The sequence below is a fragment of the Bradyrhizobium sp. SZCCHNR1098 genome, assembly GCF_032489375.1.
GTDB lineage: Bacteria > Pseudomonadota > Alphaproteobacteria > Rhizobiales > Xanthobacteraceae > Bradyrhizobium.
The window spans coordinates 470,257-489,499 of sequence record NZ_JAUEXY010000004.1 but is presented as its reverse complement, the minus strand read 5'-3'; the positions used below and the strand labels follow the sequence as shown (position 1 = coordinate 489,499).

Below are 19,243 nucleotides of genomic sequence, written 5' to 3'. Positions count from 1 at the left end.
CTTGGAACACTGAAGCTTCGCAACCTCAGCTTCCTCGGTTCAGACCGGATGGACAACCTCCTGGAAGACCACAGCTAACAAGCCGGACACCGAGGAGAGCGCGCCATAAGCGTTAACACCATCGCGCAGGGAAGGCCGGGTTGTCCCGGCTGAGCCTGTGGTTCTGCCGCCTGCATTTTTTAAGCAGGCGGGCCGCAGGTGCCAGTCGGCACCTGGCCTTCCCTGCGCCCTCGATTTTAGAGGGTGGAGAATTTGCAGAGCTCGGGCGCGGAAGACGTCGCGGGGATGATGATGTTTGTTCTGCTCTAAGCACCGGAAAATCAGCCCTCGCGGTGCATATGAATGCGCCCTCTCCCCTTGTGGGAGAGGGCTACACAGAAGCCAACTCCAAGCTTGCTTGGGTGAGGGGCTGGTGCGGCAAATGCAGGTCTGAGTTCGTGGCAACCCCTCACCCGGTTTCGATGCTGCGCATCGAAACCACCCTCTCCCACAAGGGGAGAGGGTGCACCGTTCGTGTCGCGAGAGGTGTGAGACCAGTCGAAGCGAAGCCGACAATTCCGACCGGTGTCCTACCTGATCGGCGGCGCGTACTGGACGCCACCCGCGTTCCACAGCTGGTTCATGCCGCGCGGAATCTTCAGCTTCGACTCGCTGCCGACGTTGCGCTCATAGACCTCGCCGTAATTGCCGACGTGACGGATCACGCGCGCGGCCCAGTCCTTGGTCAGGCCGAGGTCCTGGCCATAGCTGCCCTCGTTGCCGACCAGACGCATCACGTCCGGCTTCTTCGACTTCAGCGCTTCGTCGATGTTCTTGGAGGTGATGCCGAGCTCCTCGGCATTGATCATCGCGTACAGCGTCCACTTCACGATCATCATCCAGTCGTCGTCGCGCTGGCGCACCACGGGCGCGAGCGGCTCCTTGGAGATCAGGTCGGGCAGGATGTCGTGATCGCCGGGCTTCGACAGCGTCAGGCGCAGCGCGTAGAGCTGCGAGACGTCGGCGGTGAAGGTGTCGCACTTGCCGCTGTCATACGCCTTGATGACGTCGTCGAGCTTGGGAAACTTCACCTCGTCGTACTTCATGTTGTTGGTGCGGAAATAGTCCCCGACGTTGAGCGCGTTGGTGGTGGAATCCTGCACGCAGACCTTGCTGCCGTTAAGGTCCAGCGCGGTCTCCAGCTTGCGCGCGCGCGGCACCATGAAGCCCTGGCCGTCGTAATAGGCGACCGCCGGGAAATACAGATCGTAATTCTGCTCGCGTGCCATCGACCAGGTGGTGTTGCGCGAGAGGATGTCGACCTTGCGGCTCTGCAGCTCCTTGAAGCGCTCACTGGCGTCGAGCGGCACGAACTTCGCCTTCTTCGGATCGTCGAAGATCGCAGCCGCCACGGCGCGGCAGAAGTCGACATCGAAGCCGCTCCAATTGCCCTTGTCGTCGGGAATCGAGAAGCCGGGCAGCCCGGCGTTGACGCCGCACAGCACCTCGCCGCGGCGGATGGTCCGCTTCAAGGTGCGGGTGTCGTACATCTCATAGGTGACGGCGAGCGCCGCGACGAGGACGGCGACGGCGAGCCCGATCAGCAGGCCGCCTCGGAAAGTGCGCATGGTCAATCTCTTTCGAAAAAATGTCAGGATGAAGCGATGGCTGAATGTCCGGCGGCGGGCGCCGCCGTCACAGTTCCGGCTTCTGCCGCACCACGATCTTGGTGCCGACCGGCACGCGGTCATAGAGATCGGCGACATCGGCATTCACCAGCCGGAAGCAGCCGGAGGAAATCTTGCTGCCGATGGTCCAGGGCTGATTGGTGCCGTGGATGCGGTACACGGTGGTGCCCAGATACATCGCACGCGCGCCCAAGGGATTGCCGGGGCCGCCGGCCATGAAGCGCGGCAGATAGGGCTGGCGCTGGATCATCTCCGGCGGCGGCGTCCAATCCGGCCACTCGGCCTTCTTGGTGATCGACAGCAGCCCCTGCCACTGGAAGCCGTCACGGCCGACGCCGATGCCGTAGCGGATGGCGCGGCCGCCCGGCTGCACCAGATAGAGGTGGCGTTCGGCGGTGGACACGATGATCGTGCCTGGCGGCTCGGTGGTGCGGAAATACACCACCTGCTTGCGCCATTCGGGATCGAGCTCGTAGCCGTCATCGGCGACGAGGCCGGGCTGATCACCGGGATCCTCGGATTGGGCGAAACTGTGCGACGTAGACAGCGCCAGCGCGATGATGGCGCTGGTGGTACACAGCAGGCGACGGAAACTCGGCATTCAAAGCTCTCCTCAACGGACCCCTGCGAAGCTCGCCCGATTAAAATCACCCGCCAAATTTCAGGGGCATATTCGCAGCAAAGTCAAGGTGAGCGCGGGGCGCCCGCCGTCATCCAAGCTTCATCCAGAGCCGCAGCAGGAAGGCGACGGTGCCGACGGCCGCCACGCCGGCGAGCCACAGCACGACGAACCAGGCGAGGCGCTTCGCGAGCGGGGCAGGCTGCTCGGACGGCATCAATGATAGCCGCTGTCGTGCCCGACCTTGCCGCGAAACACCCAATAGGCCCAACCGGTGTAGCCGAGAATCAGCGGCACCAGCACGAGCACGCCCGGCAGCATGATCAGTTGGCTGCGCTCCGGCGCCGCCGCCTGCCAGATCGTGATGCTCTGCGGCACGATGTAGGGGTACATGCTGATGCCGAGGCCGGCATAGGACAGCAGGAACAGCGCCAGCGCGAGAAAGAACGGCCAGCCGTCGGTCTTCTGGGCGAGGTGCTTCATCAACAGCACGGTGACGCCGATGACGGCGAGCGGCACCGGCGCGGTCAGGACCACGGCCGGCCAGGTGAACCAGCGCTGCGCATATTGAATGGTGAGCAGCGGCGTCGCCAGGCTGACCGTGGCAATCGCGAGCAGCATGGCGAACAGGAGATACCAGCTGATGCGATACGCCTTGTCGCGCAGGTCGCCCTCTGTCTTCAGGATCAGCCAGGTCGCGCCGAGCAGTGCGTAGCCGACCACGAGCGAGACGCCGGTGAGGATGCTGAACGGCGTCAGCCAGTCCCACCAGCCGCCGGCATAGTGCCGGCCCTCGACATGCACGCCCTGCAGAATGGCGCCGAGCGCGATGCCCTGCGCCAGCGCCGCGACCCAGGAGCCGCCGGCGAAGGCGAGGTCCCACAGATTGCGCTGCGCGCGGGTGCGCCAGCGGAATTCGAAGGCGACGCCGCGGAAGATCAGCCCAACCAGCATCGCGATCAGCGGCGCATACAGCGCGGGCATCAGGATCGCATAAGCGAGCGGGAAGGCGGCCATCAGGCCGCCGCCGCCGAGCACCAGCCAGGTCTCGTTGCCGTCCCACACCGGCGCCACCGTGTTGGTGATGACGTCGCGGTCCTGCTTGCCCGGGAACAGCGGAAACAGGATGCCGAGCCCGAGATCGAAACCGTCCATCACGACGTAGATGAAGACGGCGAGCGCGATGATGAAGGCCCAGAGGGTCGCGAGATCGACGGCAACACTCATGATCCGACGGCTCCCTGCACGACGCCCGCGGCCGGCGTGATGCCGGCCGTGCGGACCGGCTGCTCGCTGCTCGGGCCCGGCTCACCGGGATGCGGCGGCTCGGCCATCAGGCGCAGGATGTACAGCACGCCGGCGGCGAAGATGATGAAATACACGATGATGAAGGCGAGCAGCGAGGCACCCACGGCCGGGGCCGCGAGCGGGGAAACGGAATCGGTGGTGCGCAGCAGCCCGTACACGGTGAACGGCTGCCGGCCGGTCTCGGTGGTGATCCAGCCGGCCATGACGGCAATGAATCCCGCTGGTCCCATCGCAATCGCGAAGCGGTGCAGGCCGCGATTGATGTACAGCCGGTCGCGCCAGCGCTCCCACAGGCTGAACAGGCCGAGCGCCAGCATCAACAGCCCCAGGCCGACCATGATGCGGAACGACCAGAAGGTGATCGCCACCGGCGGCCAGTCCTGCCGCGGCACGGTGTCGAGGCCGGCCATCGGTGCGTCGATCTGGTGCTTGAGGATCAGCGAGCCGAACTTAGGGATCCCGAGCGCCCATGTCAGCTCGCCCTTGGCCTGGTCCGGCCAGCCGAACAGATACAGCGGCGCGCCGTCCTTGTGGCTCTCGAAATGGCCTTCCATGGCCATGATCTTCACCGGCTGGTGCTCGAGCGTGTTGAGGCCGTGCTGGTCACCGACCAGGATCTGCAGCGGCGCCACTAGCGCCGCCATCCACATCGCCATCGAGAACATCACGCGCGGGCCCGGCAGGTGCGGATTGCGCAGCAGATGCCAGGCGCCGACGGCGCCGACCACGAGCGAGGTCGTCAGATAGGCCGCCAGCACCATGTGCACGAGGCGATAGGGGAAGGACGGATTGAAGATCACCTTGAGCCAGTCGACCGAGACGAACTGGCCGTCGGCGTTGACGGCGTAGCCGGCGGGCGTCTGCATCCAGGAATTGGCGGAGAGAATCCAGAACGCCGAAATAAGGGTGCCGACGGCGACCATCAGAGTGGCCAGGAAATGCAGCTTCGGGCCGACCCGCCTGAGGCCGAACAGCATGACGCCGAGAAAGCCGGCCTCGAGAAAGAACGCGGTCAGCACCTCATAGGCCATCAGCGGGCCGATCACCGGTCCGACCTTGTCGGAATACACCGACCAGTTGGTGCCGAACTGGTAGGACATCACGATGCCGGAGACGACGCCCATGGCGAAGGTAATGGCGAAGATCTTGAGCCAGTAATTGAAGACGTTGAGATAGACGTCGCGTCCGGTCCACAGCCACAGCGCCTCGAGCACGGCGAGGTAGGACGCGAGCCCGATCGAGAAGGCGGGGAAGATGATGTGGAAGGTGACCGTGAAGGCGAACTGCGCGCGCGCCAGCTCAACCGCATCCAAACCGAACATCAGCACCGTCCGTCATTGCCACGGGGCTTGTCGCATCGCCCCATGACGGAAGATTGCACCGGCAACGCGCGATATCAAATGGTCAAATCGACCAAGGCGGCGCTGCAGGTCCATAAACGACGAAGACCCGGCGGGGGCATCCGCCGGGTCTTCGGAGCAACCTTGGGAGGTGGAGGTTATCCTTGAATTTGCTCGCTCGAAACCGAGATCAGCTGGGGGACTGAGGCTCGGTCGATGGATAACGTTCTAGCGGCCGAAATTTTCCAGGTGATTTCGCCGATTGTTTCAATTGTTTCGTTCGGTGATTTTCGTGCGTCGTCTTTGGAACCCGTCGGGACATCAGCCCCGACGAGAATGAACCTTGGTCAGGCGGCGAGGCTGTGGACGCCGGCACAGCGCAGGAGTTCGGCGAGGTGCTTGCGGGCATAGAACATGCGCGTCTTCACCGTGCTCTGCGGAATGCCGATGATCTGCCCGACCTCCTCCACCGACTTCTCGTGGTAGTAGATCAGGGTGATGATCTCGCGATGGGCCGGCGACAGCTTGGCGACGCAGGCGCGCAGGATGGCGCTGGTGGTGGAGCGCTCGAGCGAGGTCTCCGGCGTGTCGGAGTCGTCGGCGATCTCGCGCACCTCGTCCTGGTCGATGTCCTCGAAGCGGCGCTGGCGCAGCGCGGTCAACGCCTTGAAGCGGGCGATCGACAGCAGCCAGGTCGAGACCTGCGAGCGGCCCTCGAACTGCCTGGCGGTGCGCCAGACGTCCAGGAACACCTGGCTGACGAGGTCCTCGGCGATCGTGGTGTCGCGGACGATGCGCAGGATGAAGCGATAGACCCGCACATTGTGGCGCGCATAAAGCGTGTGCATCGCGGTGCGATCGCCATCGGCAATGCTCTCCAGGAGCATGCCGTCCGTGGTCGCCTGGGCTGCGATGATGCCCTGGCTGGCTGCGGAATTGATGGCAACGACGTTCTGCATGGCACTCTCCCGTTCCGCCGCCCCCTTGCGGCGTTTCGACGGGAGGGATTGTTAAGGAGCGCCCGTTTCGGGACGTCTGCACGAAAACAGGAAAATGGTTTCGTGCGCCTGCGGAAATGTTTCGTCGCGGCGCACATCGCGAAACACTCGTGGCGGAATTGTGCCCTATTCCAAGATACGGAACTGGATGTGGATGCAGAGGCCGCTTCCGCCGCCGCCGACCGGCCGTCCTCAGGCCTTCTCGCCCGCCGGCGAGAACAGGTAGCCGCCGCCGCGGATGGTACGGATCACCGCCGGCTTGGTCGGATCCGGCTCGATCTTGCGGCGGATTCGCATGATTCTCAGGTCCACGGCGCGGTCGAATGCCTCGGCATCGCGGGCATTCGCCAGCTCGAGCAGCCGTTCGCGCGACAGCACCCGCTTCGGGTTGGCAGCGAACACTTTGAGCAGGCCGAATTCGGACGCCGTCAGCGGGTGCTCGTTGCCCTCGTCATCCCGCAGCGCCTGGGCATCGAGATCGAGCCATTTGGTGCCGAACCGCACCAATTGCGGGTCCTTCGCCTGGGCGGGAGCGGAGTCCGTAGCGGCCGCCGCAGTCTTGGCCGGCCCGCTGCGGCGCAGCACGGAGCGGATCCGGGCCATCAATTCGCGCAATTCGCACGGTTTGGCGACGTAATCGTCGGCCCCGAGCTCGAGCCCCACCACCCGGTCGATCGGGCTGGCGGTGGCGGTCAGCATGATCACCGGGATATTGGTGCGGCCCTTGAGATCGCGGATGATCGAAAGGCCGTCCTCTTCGGGCATGTTGAGGTCGAGCACGACGAGATCTGCCGGGCCGGTCTCGATGGCGCTGCGCAGGCTCTTGCCGCCGTCGCACAGCGTCACCGCGAAGCCGTGCATCTTGAGGTAATCACCCACCATTTCGCGGGCAGGGGCCTCGTCGTCGACGATGATGATGTGCTGGCTCTGACTCATGACAATTCGGCCGCCGGCAGTGTGATCGTGAAGGTCGATCCGGATCCCGGCCCATCGCTCCTGGCCGTCACCTCGCCACCATGCATGTCGACGATGCGTTTGACAATCGACAGGCCGAGCCCGGTCGAGCTCTCGCCGGCGGTCGGCTTGGCCGACAGCCGCTGGAACCGGCCGAACAGGCGGCCGAGATCCTCCGGCGACAGCCCGGCGCCCTGGTCGGTGACGCCGATGATGGTGTTGTCGCCGTCATCGGCGGCATTCACGGTGATCCTGCCGCCGATCGGGCTGTACTTGATCGCGTTGCTCAGGAGGTTGTCGATCGCCTCGCGGATCCGGTCGATGTCGCACATGGTCGACAGATGCGGCGGCGCCGACACGGCAATGACCTGCTGCTTGTTGAGCGCGAGCGGCTGGTTGGCTTCGACCACCTCGTGGACCAGGGCTGCGATGTCGACCGGCTCACGGCGGATGGTGATGTCGAAGGCGTCGGCCATCGCATCCGAGATCAGGTGGTCGACCATCGAGGTCAGCCGCTTGGCGGCATCTCGGATATGTCCGACCTGGCTGGTGATGCCGTCGGCGGAGGCGCCGGTCGCGATCAGCTCGGTCAGCATCTCCGTGCGGCCGAGGATGACGCCGAGCGGATTTTTCAGGTCGTGGGCGACGGTGCCCAAAATCTCGTTCTTGAAGCCGTTGGCGCGCTGCAGTCGCAGCCATTGCGCCGACAGCCGCCGGTTGGCCTGCATCAGCGCGCGGGTGCGCTGGGCGACGCGGTCCTCGAGCTGGGTGTTGGCCTCATGCAGCTGCTGATAGAGGATCACGTTGTCGAAGGCGATCGACAGCCGGCTGGAGAAGATCTCGACCAGCGAGCGATCGGTCTCGGACAGCGGCCGCTCCGCCTGCAGCAGCACCACGACCTCGCGCCCCGAGCCAGTGCGGACATAGAGCACGGTGCGATGGTCGGCAAATTCGTTGCTGCGCTGCCTGAAGGCGGCCTCCACCATGTCGCGCAGATCCGGATCGAGCGAGCGCGAGGTGACGGCGCCGGAGAAGCGGCTGTAGCAGCCGGAGCCGGCCAGCACCGAAAAATCGTCGGTCTGGCTGCCGTCGTCGCGCAGCACCAGGATGCCTGCGCAATCCACGTTCAGCAGCGAAGCGATCTGGGTCAGCACGCCCTCGGCCAGCCGCTGCATCGACTTGAAGTCGTACAGCGTCGAGGCGGCGTCGATGATGATCTCGAGGCCGCGCCGGGTCTGCACCATGCGCTCGAGCTGCTGGTAGCTGCGCAGCGCCGCCGTCAGCGAGGTGAACAGCTTGTCGGCGGTGAGCTCGGTCTTGGCCTTGTAGTCGTTGATGTCGTACTGGACGATGACGCGCCGCTCCGGCGCCTGACCCGGCTGTCCGGTGCGGAGGATGATGCGGACGGTCTCGTTCTTGATCTCGTTGCGGATGTATTCGACGAGCTCGAGCCCGGCGACGTCGGTCTCCATGATGACGTCGAGCAGCACGGCCGCGATGTCGGTGTGCTCCCGCATCAGCGCGCGGCCTTCGGCCGCCGAATAGGCGGACAGGATTTCGAGCCCCTGGCCGTTCAGGCTGTAATCCGACAGCGCAAAGCGGGTGCCCTCGTGCACGGCATGGTCGTCGTCGATGACGGCGATCTTCCATTTCCGGGCCGAACCGTCATCCTCGTCGAAACCGGCATCCTCGATCAGTTGGAGGACATCGTCCTGTTCGGCCATTGCGTCGTTCCGTCGCCCATTGCTGTCTCGGCGCCGCCCTTGGCGACCCGCGGCATGATAATCCGAAAGGTGGTGCCTTGTCCCTCGCGGGATTCCAGCATCATGCGGCCGCCGAGCTGCTGCGTCACCAGATTGTAGACGATATGCAGCCCGAGCCCCGTTCCCCCTTCGTTGCGGCGTGTCGTGAAGAACGGATCGAAGGCCTGACGCTGGACGTCGGGGGTCATGCCGGCCCCGTTATCGGCGAAAATGATCTCGATGTCATCCGCGCCGCGCGGCCGCGCCGTAATCGAGATGGTGCCCGCGCGCCCGTCGACAAAGGCATGATTGACGGCGTTGAGGAACAGGTTGGTGAGGATCTGACCGTAGAACCCGGGATAGCCATCGATGAAAAGTCCCTCGGGGACGTCGACCGCAAGCGTGATCGGCGCGCGCTTGAGCACCGGCTTGAGGCTGGTGATGATCTGATCGGTCGCCTCGCTCAGGACGAAGGTCCGTCGCTCCGCATGGGAGCGGTCGACCGCGACCTGCTTGAACGACTGGATCAGCTCGCCGGCGCGCTGCAGATTGGCGACCAGCTGCTCGGATGCATCGCGCGAGGAGCGCACGAACTCCTCCAGCTGCGACCGGCGCAGGCCGCCTTCGGGCGACCGCAGTGCGGCCTCGAACATCTCGACCCGGCGCGCGAAGCTGGAGGCCACCGTCAGGCTGATGCCGATCGGATTGTTCACCTCATGTGCGACGCCGGCGACGAGCCCGCCCAGCGCCGCCAGCCGCTCGGCATCGATCAGGTTGCGCTGCGCGGCGTTGAGTTCGAGCAGCGCGCTCTCGGCTTTTTCCTTCGCGGCGCGGAGCTCGTCCTCGGTCTTGCGCTTGGCGATTGCGTTCTCGCGGAAGGTCTCGACGGCGCGGGCCATCGCGCCGACCTCGTCACGCGCCTCGGTGCCCTGGACCTCGCGGTCGTAGTCGCCCAGCATGATCGCGCGCATCGAGGCCATGATCTGCTGCAACGGCAGCCGGATCGACAAGGCGATCAGCACCCCGGCGGACAGGATGACTCCCAGGAAGATCACGGCGATCGAGAGGACGCGACGGGAGATGTCCTTCAACGTCCGGTCGAAGGTCGCCTGCGCCTTCTGCTCGTGCTGGCGCATCTTCACCGACAGGCCGTCGATGGCGCCGATGGTTTCGGCCTGGCTCGCATCGATGGTATTGCGCAGCAGTTCGGTGCGGTTGGTGAGCTGATCGGTGAGCTTGGAGAATCCTGCGCGCAGCGCCGCGGTCCGGGCCGACAGTCGCTGCAGCGCCAGCCGCTGCAGATCATTGTCCGCAAGACTCGACATCACCGGGATGGTCTTCTCGATCGTCTCCGTGTTGCGGCGCGCGTCGTCGGCGGAGGCGGGCGCGAGCGACAGATAGTAGGAATTGGCCGCGACCAGCATCGCGGTGAAGGCCTCGCGCGACTTGCCGAGCGAGGGCCAGATCTGCGCGTCGCGATGGCCGGTCGCGCCTTCGATCACCGAATAGAGCCCGGCGATGTCGCGGGCGGGGCCGAGAACCTCTTCCTCATAGGTCTTGGAGATCGTCGCCTGCAGACTGCGCAGCTCGCCGAAGCCGTCCAGGAAACGCACGGTGACGCGCTCCAGCTCCTCGACCGACCCCGACAGCATCGGGTCGGTCGAGGCGCGCGTCGTGAGCGTCCCGAGCACGGCCTCGCGCAGCAGCAGGATCTCGGCGAACAGCTCCGGGCTCGGCTGATTGATGTAGCGATGAATGAGGTTCTGCAGCCGGCTCGTCTCGCTTTCGAGCAGGGCCAGCACCTTGTCGGATTCGCGGACCTGGCGAACGTCGTCCCAAGCCGTGCCCAGCACCGTCGCGCCGTTCCAGATCAGCGCCGCCAGCACGATCACGACAGCCGAGTTGAGCGCGGCGATCGAGAGGATGCGCCAGCGGATCGGAACCGCCCGCAGCGCGCGAACGATCCGTGCCCGCCCCAGGACCGCCAGACTGAGCGGCCGCGCGACGGATTTCCGCTGCTCGGATCGCGCCACGATCGCTACCTCGGGCCGGTCGTGCGGAGCCTGCCTGCGTCCGCTCTGCCGCGCTCTGCCGCGCTTGTATGCTGCGGCGCAGCCAGTCGCGACGCCGAGCATGAAAGGGACGAGCGGTACCGCGCGCCCGCCTCAGCGCGCATCAGCACCGGCGTGACGTCCACTCTCGAGATCGACGAAAGATGGGCGCGGTACACAGGCAACACTCTTCCCCCTGATGATGAGGTCGGCCCGGACATGAAAAGGTTCAATGCACTCCCGAACAGGTGCTATAAGGCCATTCTGACGTCAAAGCGATACGCGTCAATGGTTTGTTGATAGGCTATTGCAGCCTTGGGTTGTTGGACCCCATTTTCGGTCCGATTGCGATCTCAGCCCGGGCAGATTCATTCATCGAATTGGAGTTGGCTCCCGTTGACGGTCCTCTTGCGTTCTGTTTCGTCTGCAATCCTGCTCTGGACGGTTGTTTGCGCAAGCACGGCCCAGGCCGCGACCGAGATCATGTGGTGGCATGCGATGTCGGGTGAGCTCGGCAGGCAGGTCGACAGACTGGCCGCCGACTTCAATGCGTCGCAGTCCGACTATCGCATCGTGCCGAGCTACAAGGGCAGCTATACCGAGACCGTGACGGCGGCCATCTTCGCGTTCCGCTCGCGCAGCCAGCCGGCCATCGTGCAGGTCAACGAGATCGCGACCGCGACGATGACGGCGGCGAAGGGCGCGATCTACCCCGTCTACGAGTTGATGCGCGACGAGCAGGAGAGCTTTTCGCCGTCGGCCTATCTGCCCGCGATCGCCGGCACCTATGCCGACGCCGACGGCAACATGCTGTCGTTTCCGTTCAACGCCTCCACGCCGATCCTCTACTACAACAAGGATCAGTTTCGCGCGGCCGGGCTGGATCCGGGCGCGGCGCCGAAGACCTGGCCCGAGCTCGGCAAGGCTGCCCGGCGGCTGCGCGACAACGGCGTCGCCTGCGGCTTCACGACGTCGTGGCCGGCCTGGATCAACGTGGAGAATTTCTCGGCCTTCCACAATCTGCCGATCGCCACCCGCGCCAACGGCTTTGCCGGACTGGACGCCGTGCTGACGTTCAACAATCCGCAGGTCACGCGGCACATCGCCCAGCTCGCGGAATGGCAGAAGGGCAAGGTCTTCGACTATGGCGGCCGCGGCCAGGCAGCCGAGCCGCGTTTCCAGAAGGGCGAGTGCGGCATCTTCATCGGCTCCTCGGCGACGCGCGCCGATATCAAGGCGAATTCGAAGTTCGAGGTCGGCTACGGCATGATGCCGTACTGGCCTGACGTTGCGGGCGCGCCACAGAATTCGATCATCGGCGGCGCGACGCTGTGGGTGCTGCGTGACCGTCCCGCGGCCGAGTACAAGGGCGTTGCCAAGTTCTTCGCCTATCTGTCGCGGCCCGATGTTCAGGCCGCCTGGCACCAGAATACGGGCTATCTGCCGATTACGCAGGCGGCATTCGATCTGACGCGCGCGCAGGGCTTCTACGACCGCAATCCGGGAGCAGCGATCTCGATCGAGCAGGTGACGCTCAATCCTCCCACGGAGAATTCGCGCGGCCTGCGGCTGGGCTCGTTCGTGCTGATCCGTGATGCCATCGAGGACGAGATGGAGCAGGCCTTCAGCGGCCGCAAGCCGGCGCAGGCGGCGATCGATGCGGCCGTCGACCGCGGCAACCGTCTGCTGCGCCAGTTCGAGCGCGCGAGCCCGGATCGCTGAAAATGGCTTTGCCACCGGTCGCCGATAGCGCGCAGCTCCGGCGCCTCCGTGCCGACGCGACGCGCTGGCTGCCGGCTGCACGCGATATTGCGCGCGACCATGGCTACGACGACGCGCGGCTGGCGCCGTTCGCGGCGGGCACCAATCTGGTTCTCGCGCTGAACGACGGACTGATCCTGAAAGTCTTCCCGCCGTTTCATCGCGGCAAGTTTCAGTCCGAGCGGGCGGCCTTGCGCGTGCTCGCCGGTGGCGTCGGCGACGTCCGTACCCCCGACCTGCGCCACGAGGGGGAGCGCGACGGCTGGTGCTATCTGATCATGACCAGGCTCGGCGGCATGCCTGCTTCGGATGTCTGGCGGCAACTACAGGAGCAGGACAAGCAGCTCTTGCTCAGGCAGGTCGGTCGTCTGATCGCCGCCGTGCAGCGGGTCCCGCCTGGCGAGCTGCTCGCGCTCGGTCCGCGCTGGTCGGATTTTTTGAGGATGCAGATGGCCGGATGTCATGCACGCCATCAGAGGCTCGGCTTGCCGCCGACGCTGCTCGCCGGGCTGGACGATCTCCTGCGCGAGGCCGCAGCACTGCTGCCGAAGGATCCGCCGCCGGTCATCCTGACCGGTGAATACATTCCGGAGAATTTCCTCGTCACGCGCAGCGGTGATGGCTGGCAGCTGAGCGGGCTGTTCGACTTCGGAGACGTCATGACCGGTCTTGGCGAACATGATCTGCTCGGGCCGAGCGCCTTCATGGCAGCGGGTCAGCCCGGGCGCGTGCGTGCCTTGTTCGATGGTTACGGATTTGCCCTGGAGGACATCAACTGGCAGTTGAAGCGACGGCTGCTCGCCTTGATGCTACTGCACCAGGCGAGCGATCCCGTTCGCCACATCTGCATTCCGGATTGGCCGGCCAAGGTCCGCGACTTCGACGAGCTGCAGGCGCTGATCTGGCCGGAGTGATCCCCAACCGGGGCGGCGGTCCAACAGGCGTTGCGTAAATCTGTCGCAGGCTATTTGAGGTGGTTATAGATGCAGCAAATATGCAGCTTTGTATGCAATAGGGGGCATCGAGCTGTGCCACTCGGTGAAGGCGCGTCGATATTTCAATAGCTTAGCTTTCGGCCGGGCTTGGCACGAAGCTTGCGATCACTGTTCCCGACAGTCGTTATTCTCGGGAGCATTTGATGAAGCGTCGCGATTTTCTGAAATCCGTGTCCGGTCTGGCTGCGGGGGCCGCGCTGCCAATGGCGCCGGCCATCATGTCTTCCGCCAAGGCCGATGCGCGGTCCGAGACGCTGCTGATCGTGTCCGAAGGCGGTCCCAACAACCTCGACATCCACGGCGTCGGCACCAACGTGCCGGGCTACGAGGTGTCCTGGAACTGCTATGATCGCCTGATCAGCCACGAGATGAAGAGCGGCCCCGGCGGGGTGCCGTACTATGACCGCGACAAGTTCAAGCCCGAGCTCGCCGAGGACATGACCATCGGCGACATGTCGGCGACCTTCAAGCTGCGCAAGAACGCCAAATTCCACGACGGCACGCCGGTCACGGCCAAGGACGTGAAGTGGTCGCTCGACCGCGCCGTCAGCGTCGGCGGCTTCCCGACCTTCCAGATGAGCGCCGGCTCGCTGACCAAGACCGAGCAGTTCGTCATCGTCGATGACCACACCGTGCGCGTCGACTTCCTGAAGAAGGACCGGCTGACGATCCCCGATCTCGCCGTCATCGTACCCTGCGTGGTCAACTCGGAGCTCGTGAAGAAGAACGCGACCGACAAAGACCCGTGGGGGCTCGAATATACCAAGCAGCAGACAGCAGGCTCCGGCGCCTACAAGGTGACGAAGTGGACCGCCGGTACCGAAGTGATCATGGAACGCAACGATGACTGGGTGTGCGGTCCGCTGCCGAAGATCAAGCGCGTGATCTGGCGCATGGTGCCGCAGGCCGGCAACCGCCGCGCGCTGCTCGAGCGTGGTGACGCCGACATCTCCTATGAGCTGCCGAACAAGGACTTCCAGGAGATGAAGTCGAACGGCAAGCACACCGTGATCTCGCTGCCGATCTCCAACGGCATCCAGTATATCGGCATGAACGTGACCAAGCCGCCGTTCGACAATCCCAAGGTTCGGCAGGCGCTCGCCTATGCGATGCCCTATCAGAAGATCATCGACGCCGTGATGTTCGGCCTTGCCAATCCGATGTTCGGTGCGCCGTCCGACAAGGCGACCGAGGTGGCGTGGCCGCAGCCGACGAAGTATCTCACCGACATGGAGAAGGCCAAGGCGCTGCTGGCCGAAGCCGGCTACCCCAACGGCTTCGAGACCACGATCTCGTTCGACCTCAATTTCGCGCAGGTCAACGAGCCGCTATGCGTGCTCGTGCAGGAGAGCCTCGCCCAGCTCGGCATCAAGACCACCATCAACAAGGTGCCCGGCGCCAACTGGCGCACCGAGCTGAACAAGAAGGAGATGCCGCTCTTCACCAACATCTTCTCGGGTTGGCTCGATTACCCCGAGTACTTTTTCTACTGGTGCTATCACGGCAACAATTCCGTGTTCAACACGATGAGCTACAAGTCGCCCGAGATGGACAAGCTCATCAACGGCGCGCGCGACGCCGCCGCGACCGGGGACAAGGCCACGTACGATGCCGACGTGAAGGGCTTCGTCGATCTCGCCTTCGCCGAGGTGCCGCGCATTCCGCTCTATCAGCCGTTCGTCAACGTCGCGATGCAGAAGAACATCTCCGGCTATCAGTACTGGTTCCACCGCAGGCTCGACTATCGGGCTCTGGTGAAGGGGTGAGGACGTGGGTGACCTCGGTGGTGTGAGCCCAGCTCTCTCATTCCCTCCCCCCTTGTGGGGGAGGGGCAGGGAGGGGGGTAGCCGCACCCACCGCCGCCGCGGCTCATTCCCCACCCCAACCCTCCCCCACAAGGGGGGAGGGAGCCGACTGCGCCGTGCTGCGAGATCTGGGCTCATTCGGGCGAGGCTCGCCCCATGCTGAGCCTCATCGCCAAGCGCCTCGCCTTTGCAATCCCCTCGCTGATCGGCGTGGTGATCGTCACCTTCCTGCTCACCCGCGCCTTGCCCGGTGATCCCGCCGCATACTTTGCCGGCCCCGCCGCCACCAAGGAGGCTGTCGAGCAGATCCGCAAGAAGCTCGGCTTCGACAAGCCGCTGGTCGAGCAGTTCTTCCGCTACACCGTCGATCTCGCCCATGGCGATCTCGGTAGTTCGCTGACCACAGGCCAGCCGGTCGCCAGCGAGATCCGCAACCGCCTGCCGGCCTCGGCCGAGCTGACCTTGCTCGGCCTGTTGGTTTCGGTCGCGATCGCGCTGCCGCTCGGCGTGCTCGCGGCGACCCGGCCGGGGTCGTGGATCGACCATACCTGCCGCGTCGTCACGACAGCGGGCGTTTCGCTGCCGGTGTTCTTCACCGGGCTGGTGCTGGTGTACTTGTTCTATTTCCGGCTCGGCTGGTCACCGGCGCCGCTCGGCCGGCTCGACGTGTTTTATAGCGCGCCGGACCCCGTGACCGGCTTCTACCTCATCGATACGCTGATCGCGCGTGACGGTGAGGCGTTTCGCTCGGCGCTGAGTCAGCTGATCCTGCCCGCCGCCACGCTGGCGATCTTCTCGCTGGCGCCGATCGCGCGCATGACGCGGGCCTCGATGCTGTCGGTGCTGTCGTCGGAATTCGTGCGCACGGCGCGCGCCTCGGGCCTGTCGCCCGCGACGGTCACCGTGACCTATGCGTTCCGCAACGCCATGCTTCCGGTCATCACGACGCTGTCGATGGTGTTCTCCTTCCTGCTCGGCGCCAATGTGCTGGTGGAGAAGGTGTTTGCCTGGCCCGGCATCGGCTCCTACGCGGTCGAGGCGCTGATTGCCTCCGACTTCGCGCCGGTGCAGGGCTTCGTGCTGACGATGGCTGTGATGTACGTCGTCCTGAACCTCGTCATCGACATTCTCTATGGCGTCATCGATCCCCGTGTGAGGCTGGAAGGATGAGCACCGTCGCGCCGACCATTGAGCCTGCCACCGTTCCCTCGCGAATGTCGGGACTGTCAGCCCTGATCGGGCACACGCGCTATGTGCTGGCCGAGAACAAGGTCACGGGCTTCGCCTTCGGCCTCCTGGTCGTGATCCTGTTCGCCGCGGTCTTCGGTCCGTGGATCGTGCCGTATGATCCGCTCGCCAGCGACACGGCGTCGGCGCTGAAGCCGCCGTCGGCGGCGCACTGGTTCGGCACCGATCAGCTCGGCCGCGACATCTTCAGCCGCGTCGTGGTCGCGACCCGGCTCGACACCTTCATCGCGGTCGCCTCGGTGGCGCTGGTGTTCTTCATGGGCGGACTTGCCGGCGTCGCCGCCGGCTTCTTCGGCGGCTGGACCGACCGCATCGTCGGCCGCATCGCCGACACCATCATGGCGTTCCCGCTGTTCGTGCTGGCGATGGGCATCGTCGCCGCGCTCGGCAACACCGTGCAGAACATCATCATCGCCACGGCCATCGTGAACTTCCCGCTTTACGCGCGGGTCGCGCGCGCCGAGGCCAATGTCCGCCGCAACGCCGGCTTCGTTCAGGCGGCGCGGCTGTCGGGCAACAGCGAGCTGCGCATTCTGCTCGGCCACATCCTGCCCAACATCATGCCGATCATGATCGTGCAGATGTCGCTGACGATGGGCTACGCGATCCTCAATGCCGCAGGCCTGTCGTTCATCGGCCTCGGCGTGCGGCCGCCGACGGCGGAATGGGGCATCATGGTCGCCGAGGGGGCCTCCTTCATGGTGTCGGGCGAATGGTGGATCGCGCTGTTTCCGGGCCTTGCGCTGATGATCGCGGTATTCTGCTTCAACCTGCTCGGCGATGGCCTGCGCGACATCGTCGACCCGCAGCGCAGGACGTAGTTGATGGGTGCGCCACAGCAACACTCCGTCGTTGCCGGGCTTGACCCGGCAATCCATCCCTTGGAACAGGCCTTCCCTGGCTTGATGGACGCGCGGGTCAAGCCCGCGCATGACGGTCGTAACAAGCGGAGCCATGGATGACCGCCCAGCCGCTGCTCGACGTCCGCGATCTCACGGTCGAATTCTCCACCCGCCGCGGTATCGTCAAGGCGGTGCAGCATGTCGATATCTCCGTCGCCAAGGGCGAGACGCTCGCGATCGTCGGCGAGTCCGGCTCGGGCAAGTCCGTGACGTCCTACGCGGTGATGCGCATCCTCGACCGTGCCGGACGGATCGCCGAGGGCTCGGTGATGTTCTCGGGGATCGACGTCAAGGCGGCCGAGGAAAGCGCGATGCGCGATCTGCGCGGCCGCGAGATCTCGATGATCTTCCAGAACCCCCGCGCGGCCCTCAATCCGATCCGGAAAGTGGGCCAGCAGATCGAGGACGTGCTGAAGCAGCACGCCCAGGCCGCCGCGACTGATCGCGCCGAAAAGGCGATCGCAGCGCTCGAGCAGGTCAAGATCGCCCGCCCGCGCGAGCGCTACCACGCCTATCCGTTCGAATTGTCCGGCGGCATGTGCCAGCGCGTCGTCATCGCGCTGGCGCTGGCCTGCAATCCGCAGCTGCTGATCGCGGACGAGCCGACCACCGGCCTCGACGTCACCACGCAGAAGGCGGTGATGGATCTCGTGGTCGAGCTGACCAGGAGCCGCGGCATGTCGACGATCCTGATCACGCATGATCTGGGTCTCGCCGCTGCCTATTGCGATCGCGTCGTGGTGATGGAGAAGGGCCGGGTGGTCGAGACCGCCAGGGCCGCCGACATCTTCGCCAACCCGCAGCATCCCTACACGCGCAAGCTGATGCGGGCGACGCCGCGCCTCGGCGTGTCCTTGCGCGAATTGCTGCCGGAGGAGGAGGCTACGTCTTCTCCGCAATCTCACTCCGTCATCGCCGGGCTTGACCCGGCGATCCATCCTTCCGCGCAAGACTCGTCGAAGGTGATGGCCCCCCGGGTCAAGCCCGGGGGTGACGAGAAGGCAAGTCCGCTCCTTCTGGTGGACAAACTGGTCAAGGAATATCCGCGCCAGGGCGCCTCGGCGACGTTGTCGAAACTGTTCGGACGGAGGCCGGCGGTCGAGCCGGAGATGTTCCGCGCCGTCGACGGCATCAGCTTCACGGTCGGTCATGGCGAGAGCGTCGGCCTGGTCGGCGAATCCGGCTGTGGCAAGTCGACGACGTCGATGATGGTGATGCGGCTGCTCGACCAGAGCTCGGGCCGCATCAGCTTCGATGGCGAGGAGATCGGCAACATCCTGCCGCAGGCCTTTGCCCGGCTGCCGCTGCGCAGCCGCATCCAGATGGTGTTCCAGGATCCGACCGACAGCCTCAATCCGCGCTTCACCGCGGCGCGCGCCATCGCTGATCCGATCCTGCAATTGGGTGACATCAAGGGACGCAATGCGGTCCGCACGCGCTGCGAAGAGTTGGCCACCATGGTCGGCCTGCCGCTCGATCTGCTCGACCGCTTTCCGCACCAATTGTCGGGCGGCCAGAAGGCGCGCGTTGGCATCGCCCGCGCGATTGCGCTGCACCCGAAGCTCGTCATCCTCGACGAGCCCACGGCGGCGCTCGACGTCTCCGTGCAGGCGGTCGTGCTCAATCTGCTGCAGGATCTCAAGCAGAAGTTAGGTATGAGCTATCTGTTCGTCTCCCATGATTTGAATGTGGTGCGGCTGTTGTGCGATCGTGTGATCGTGATGCGGTCGGGCCGAATCGTCGAGGAGGGCACCTCCGAACGTGTGCTAGGTCATCCGCAGGATGACTATACGCGCGAGTTGCTGACGGCGATTCCGCACCCGCCATTGCCGGCGCATTGAGCGCGAAAGCTT

15 protein-coding genes are annotated in these 19,243 nt (G+C 65.0%); 6 read left to right on the top strand and 9 right to left on the bottom strand.

Annotated elements, in window-relative coordinates; translation table 11 throughout:
• Nucleotides 1–569: 569 nt before the first annotated feature.
• The 9 genes from QX135_RS12635 to QX135_RS12595 all read right to left on the bottom strand — a co-directional run bounded on the left by QX135_RS12635 (nucleotide 570) and on the right by QX135_RS12595 (nucleotide 10,565).
• Nucleotides 570–1,607, bottom strand: a complete 1,038-nt coding sequence (locus tag QX135_RS12635; protein ID WP_315797814.1) for an amino acid ABC transporter substrate-binding protein — start codon at nucleotides 1,605–1,607, stop codon at nucleotides 570–572.
• Between the two features lie 67 nt (nucleotides 1,608–1,674).
• Nucleotides 1,675–2,268 carry a L,D-transpeptidase gene (locus QX135_RS12630; protein WP_315740557.1) on the bottom strand — a complete coding sequence of 198 codons (594 nt, stop codon included), beginning with the start codon at nucleotides 2,266–2,268 and terminating at the stop codon, nucleotides 1,675–1,677.
• Nucleotides 2,269–2,377: 109 nt separating this feature from the next.
• Nucleotides 2,378–2,503, bottom strand: a complete 126-nt coding sequence (locus QX135_RS12625) for a DUF2474 family protein (RefSeq protein WP_315757675.1) — start codon at nucleotides 2,501–2,503, stop codon at nucleotides 2,378–2,380.
• Nucleotides 2,503–3,513, bottom strand: a complete 1,011-nt coding sequence (gene cydB, locus QX135_RS12620; RefSeq protein ID WP_315778246.1) for a cytochrome d ubiquinol oxidase subunit II — start codon at nucleotides 3,511–3,513, stop codon at nucleotides 2,503–2,505. The genes QX135_RS12625 and cydB overlap by 1 nt, the downstream gene beginning before the upstream one ends.
• Nucleotides 3,510–4,916, bottom strand: coding sequence for a cytochrome ubiquinol oxidase subunit I (locus tag QX135_RS12615; RefSeq protein WP_315778247.1), 1,407 nt, complete (start codon nucleotides 4,914–4,916; stop codon nucleotides 3,510–3,512). The genes cydB and QX135_RS12615 overlap by 4 nt, the downstream gene beginning before the upstream one ends.
• A gap of 365 nt (nucleotides 4,917–5,281) precedes the next feature.
• Nucleotides 5,282–5,893 carry a sigma-70 family RNA polymerase sigma factor gene (locus QX135_RS12610; RefSeq protein WP_315740553.1) on the bottom strand — a complete coding sequence of 204 codons (612 nt, stop codon included), beginning with the start codon at nucleotides 5,891–5,893 and terminating at the stop codon, nucleotides 5,282–5,284.
• Nucleotides 5,894–6,124: 231 nt separating this feature from the next.
• The gene (locus QX135_RS12605) at nucleotides 6,125–6,868 is read right to left on the bottom strand and encodes a response regulator (protein WP_315740552.1); all 744 of its coding nucleotides are present in this window, start codon (nucleotides 6,866–6,868) and stop codon (nucleotides 6,125–6,127) included.
• Nucleotides 6,865–8,610, bottom strand: coding sequence for a DUF3369 domain-containing protein (locus QX135_RS12600; RefSeq protein WP_315740551.1), 1,746 nt, complete (start codon nucleotides 8,608–8,610; stop codon nucleotides 6,865–6,867). The genes QX135_RS12605 and QX135_RS12600 overlap by 4 nt, the downstream gene beginning before the upstream one ends.
• Nucleotides 8,580–10,565 (bottom strand): ATP-binding protein, encoded by a 1,986-nt coding sequence (locus tag QX135_RS12595; RefSeq protein WP_409998914.1) that lies wholly within the window; start codon nucleotides 10,563–10,565, stop codon nucleotides 8,580–8,582. The genes QX135_RS12600 and QX135_RS12595 overlap by 31 nt, the downstream gene beginning before the upstream one ends.
• 510 nt (nucleotides 10,566–11,075) lie before the next feature.
• Here QX135_RS12595 and ugpB point away from each other — a divergent pair.
• From ugpB to QX135_RS12565, 6 genes are all read left to right on the top strand, one after another.
• Nucleotides 11,076–12,401, top strand: a complete 1,326-nt coding sequence (gene ugpB / locus QX135_RS12590) for a sn-glycerol-3-phosphate ABC transporter substrate-binding protein UgpB (RefSeq protein WP_315786390.1) — start codon at nucleotides 11,076–11,078, stop codon at nucleotides 12,399–12,401.
• Nucleotides 12,402–12,403: 2 nt separating this feature from the next.
• On the top strand, nucleotides 12,404–13,354 hold the full coding sequence (locus QX135_RS12585; protein WP_316181215.1) for an aminoglycoside 3'-phosphotransferase/choline kinase family protein: 951 nt from the start codon (nucleotides 12,404–12,406) through the stop codon (nucleotides 13,352–13,354).
• A gap of 224 nt (nucleotides 13,355–13,578) precedes the next feature.
• Nucleotides 13,579–15,201 (top strand): ABC transporter substrate-binding protein, encoded by a 1,623-nt coding sequence (locus QX135_RS12580; RefSeq protein ID WP_315813574.1) that lies wholly within the window; start codon nucleotides 13,579–13,581, stop codon nucleotides 15,199–15,201.
• 195 nt (nucleotides 15,202–15,396) lie between these two features.
• Nucleotides 15,397–16,410: an ABC transporter permease gene (locus QX135_RS12575; RefSeq protein ID WP_316181218.1), complete on the top strand. Its 1,014-nt coding sequence runs from the start codon at nucleotides 15,397–15,399 to the stop codon at nucleotides 16,408–16,410.
• Nucleotides 16,407–17,309 carry an ABC transporter permease gene (locus QX135_RS12570; protein ID WP_315740546.1) on the top strand — a complete coding sequence of 301 codons (903 nt, stop codon included), beginning with the start codon at nucleotides 16,407–16,409 and terminating at the stop codon, nucleotides 17,307–17,309. Before QX135_RS12575 ends, QX135_RS12570 begins: the two co-directional genes overlap by 4 nt.
• A 137-nt stretch (nucleotides 17,310–17,446) precedes the next feature.
• The gene (locus tag QX135_RS12565) at nucleotides 17,447–19,231 is read left to right on the top strand and encodes an ABC transporter ATP-binding protein (protein ID WP_316181221.1); all 1,785 of its coding nucleotides are present in this window, start codon (nucleotides 17,447–17,449) and stop codon (nucleotides 19,229–19,231) included.
• The last annotated feature ends 12 nt before the right edge of the window (nucleotides 19,232–19,243 follow it).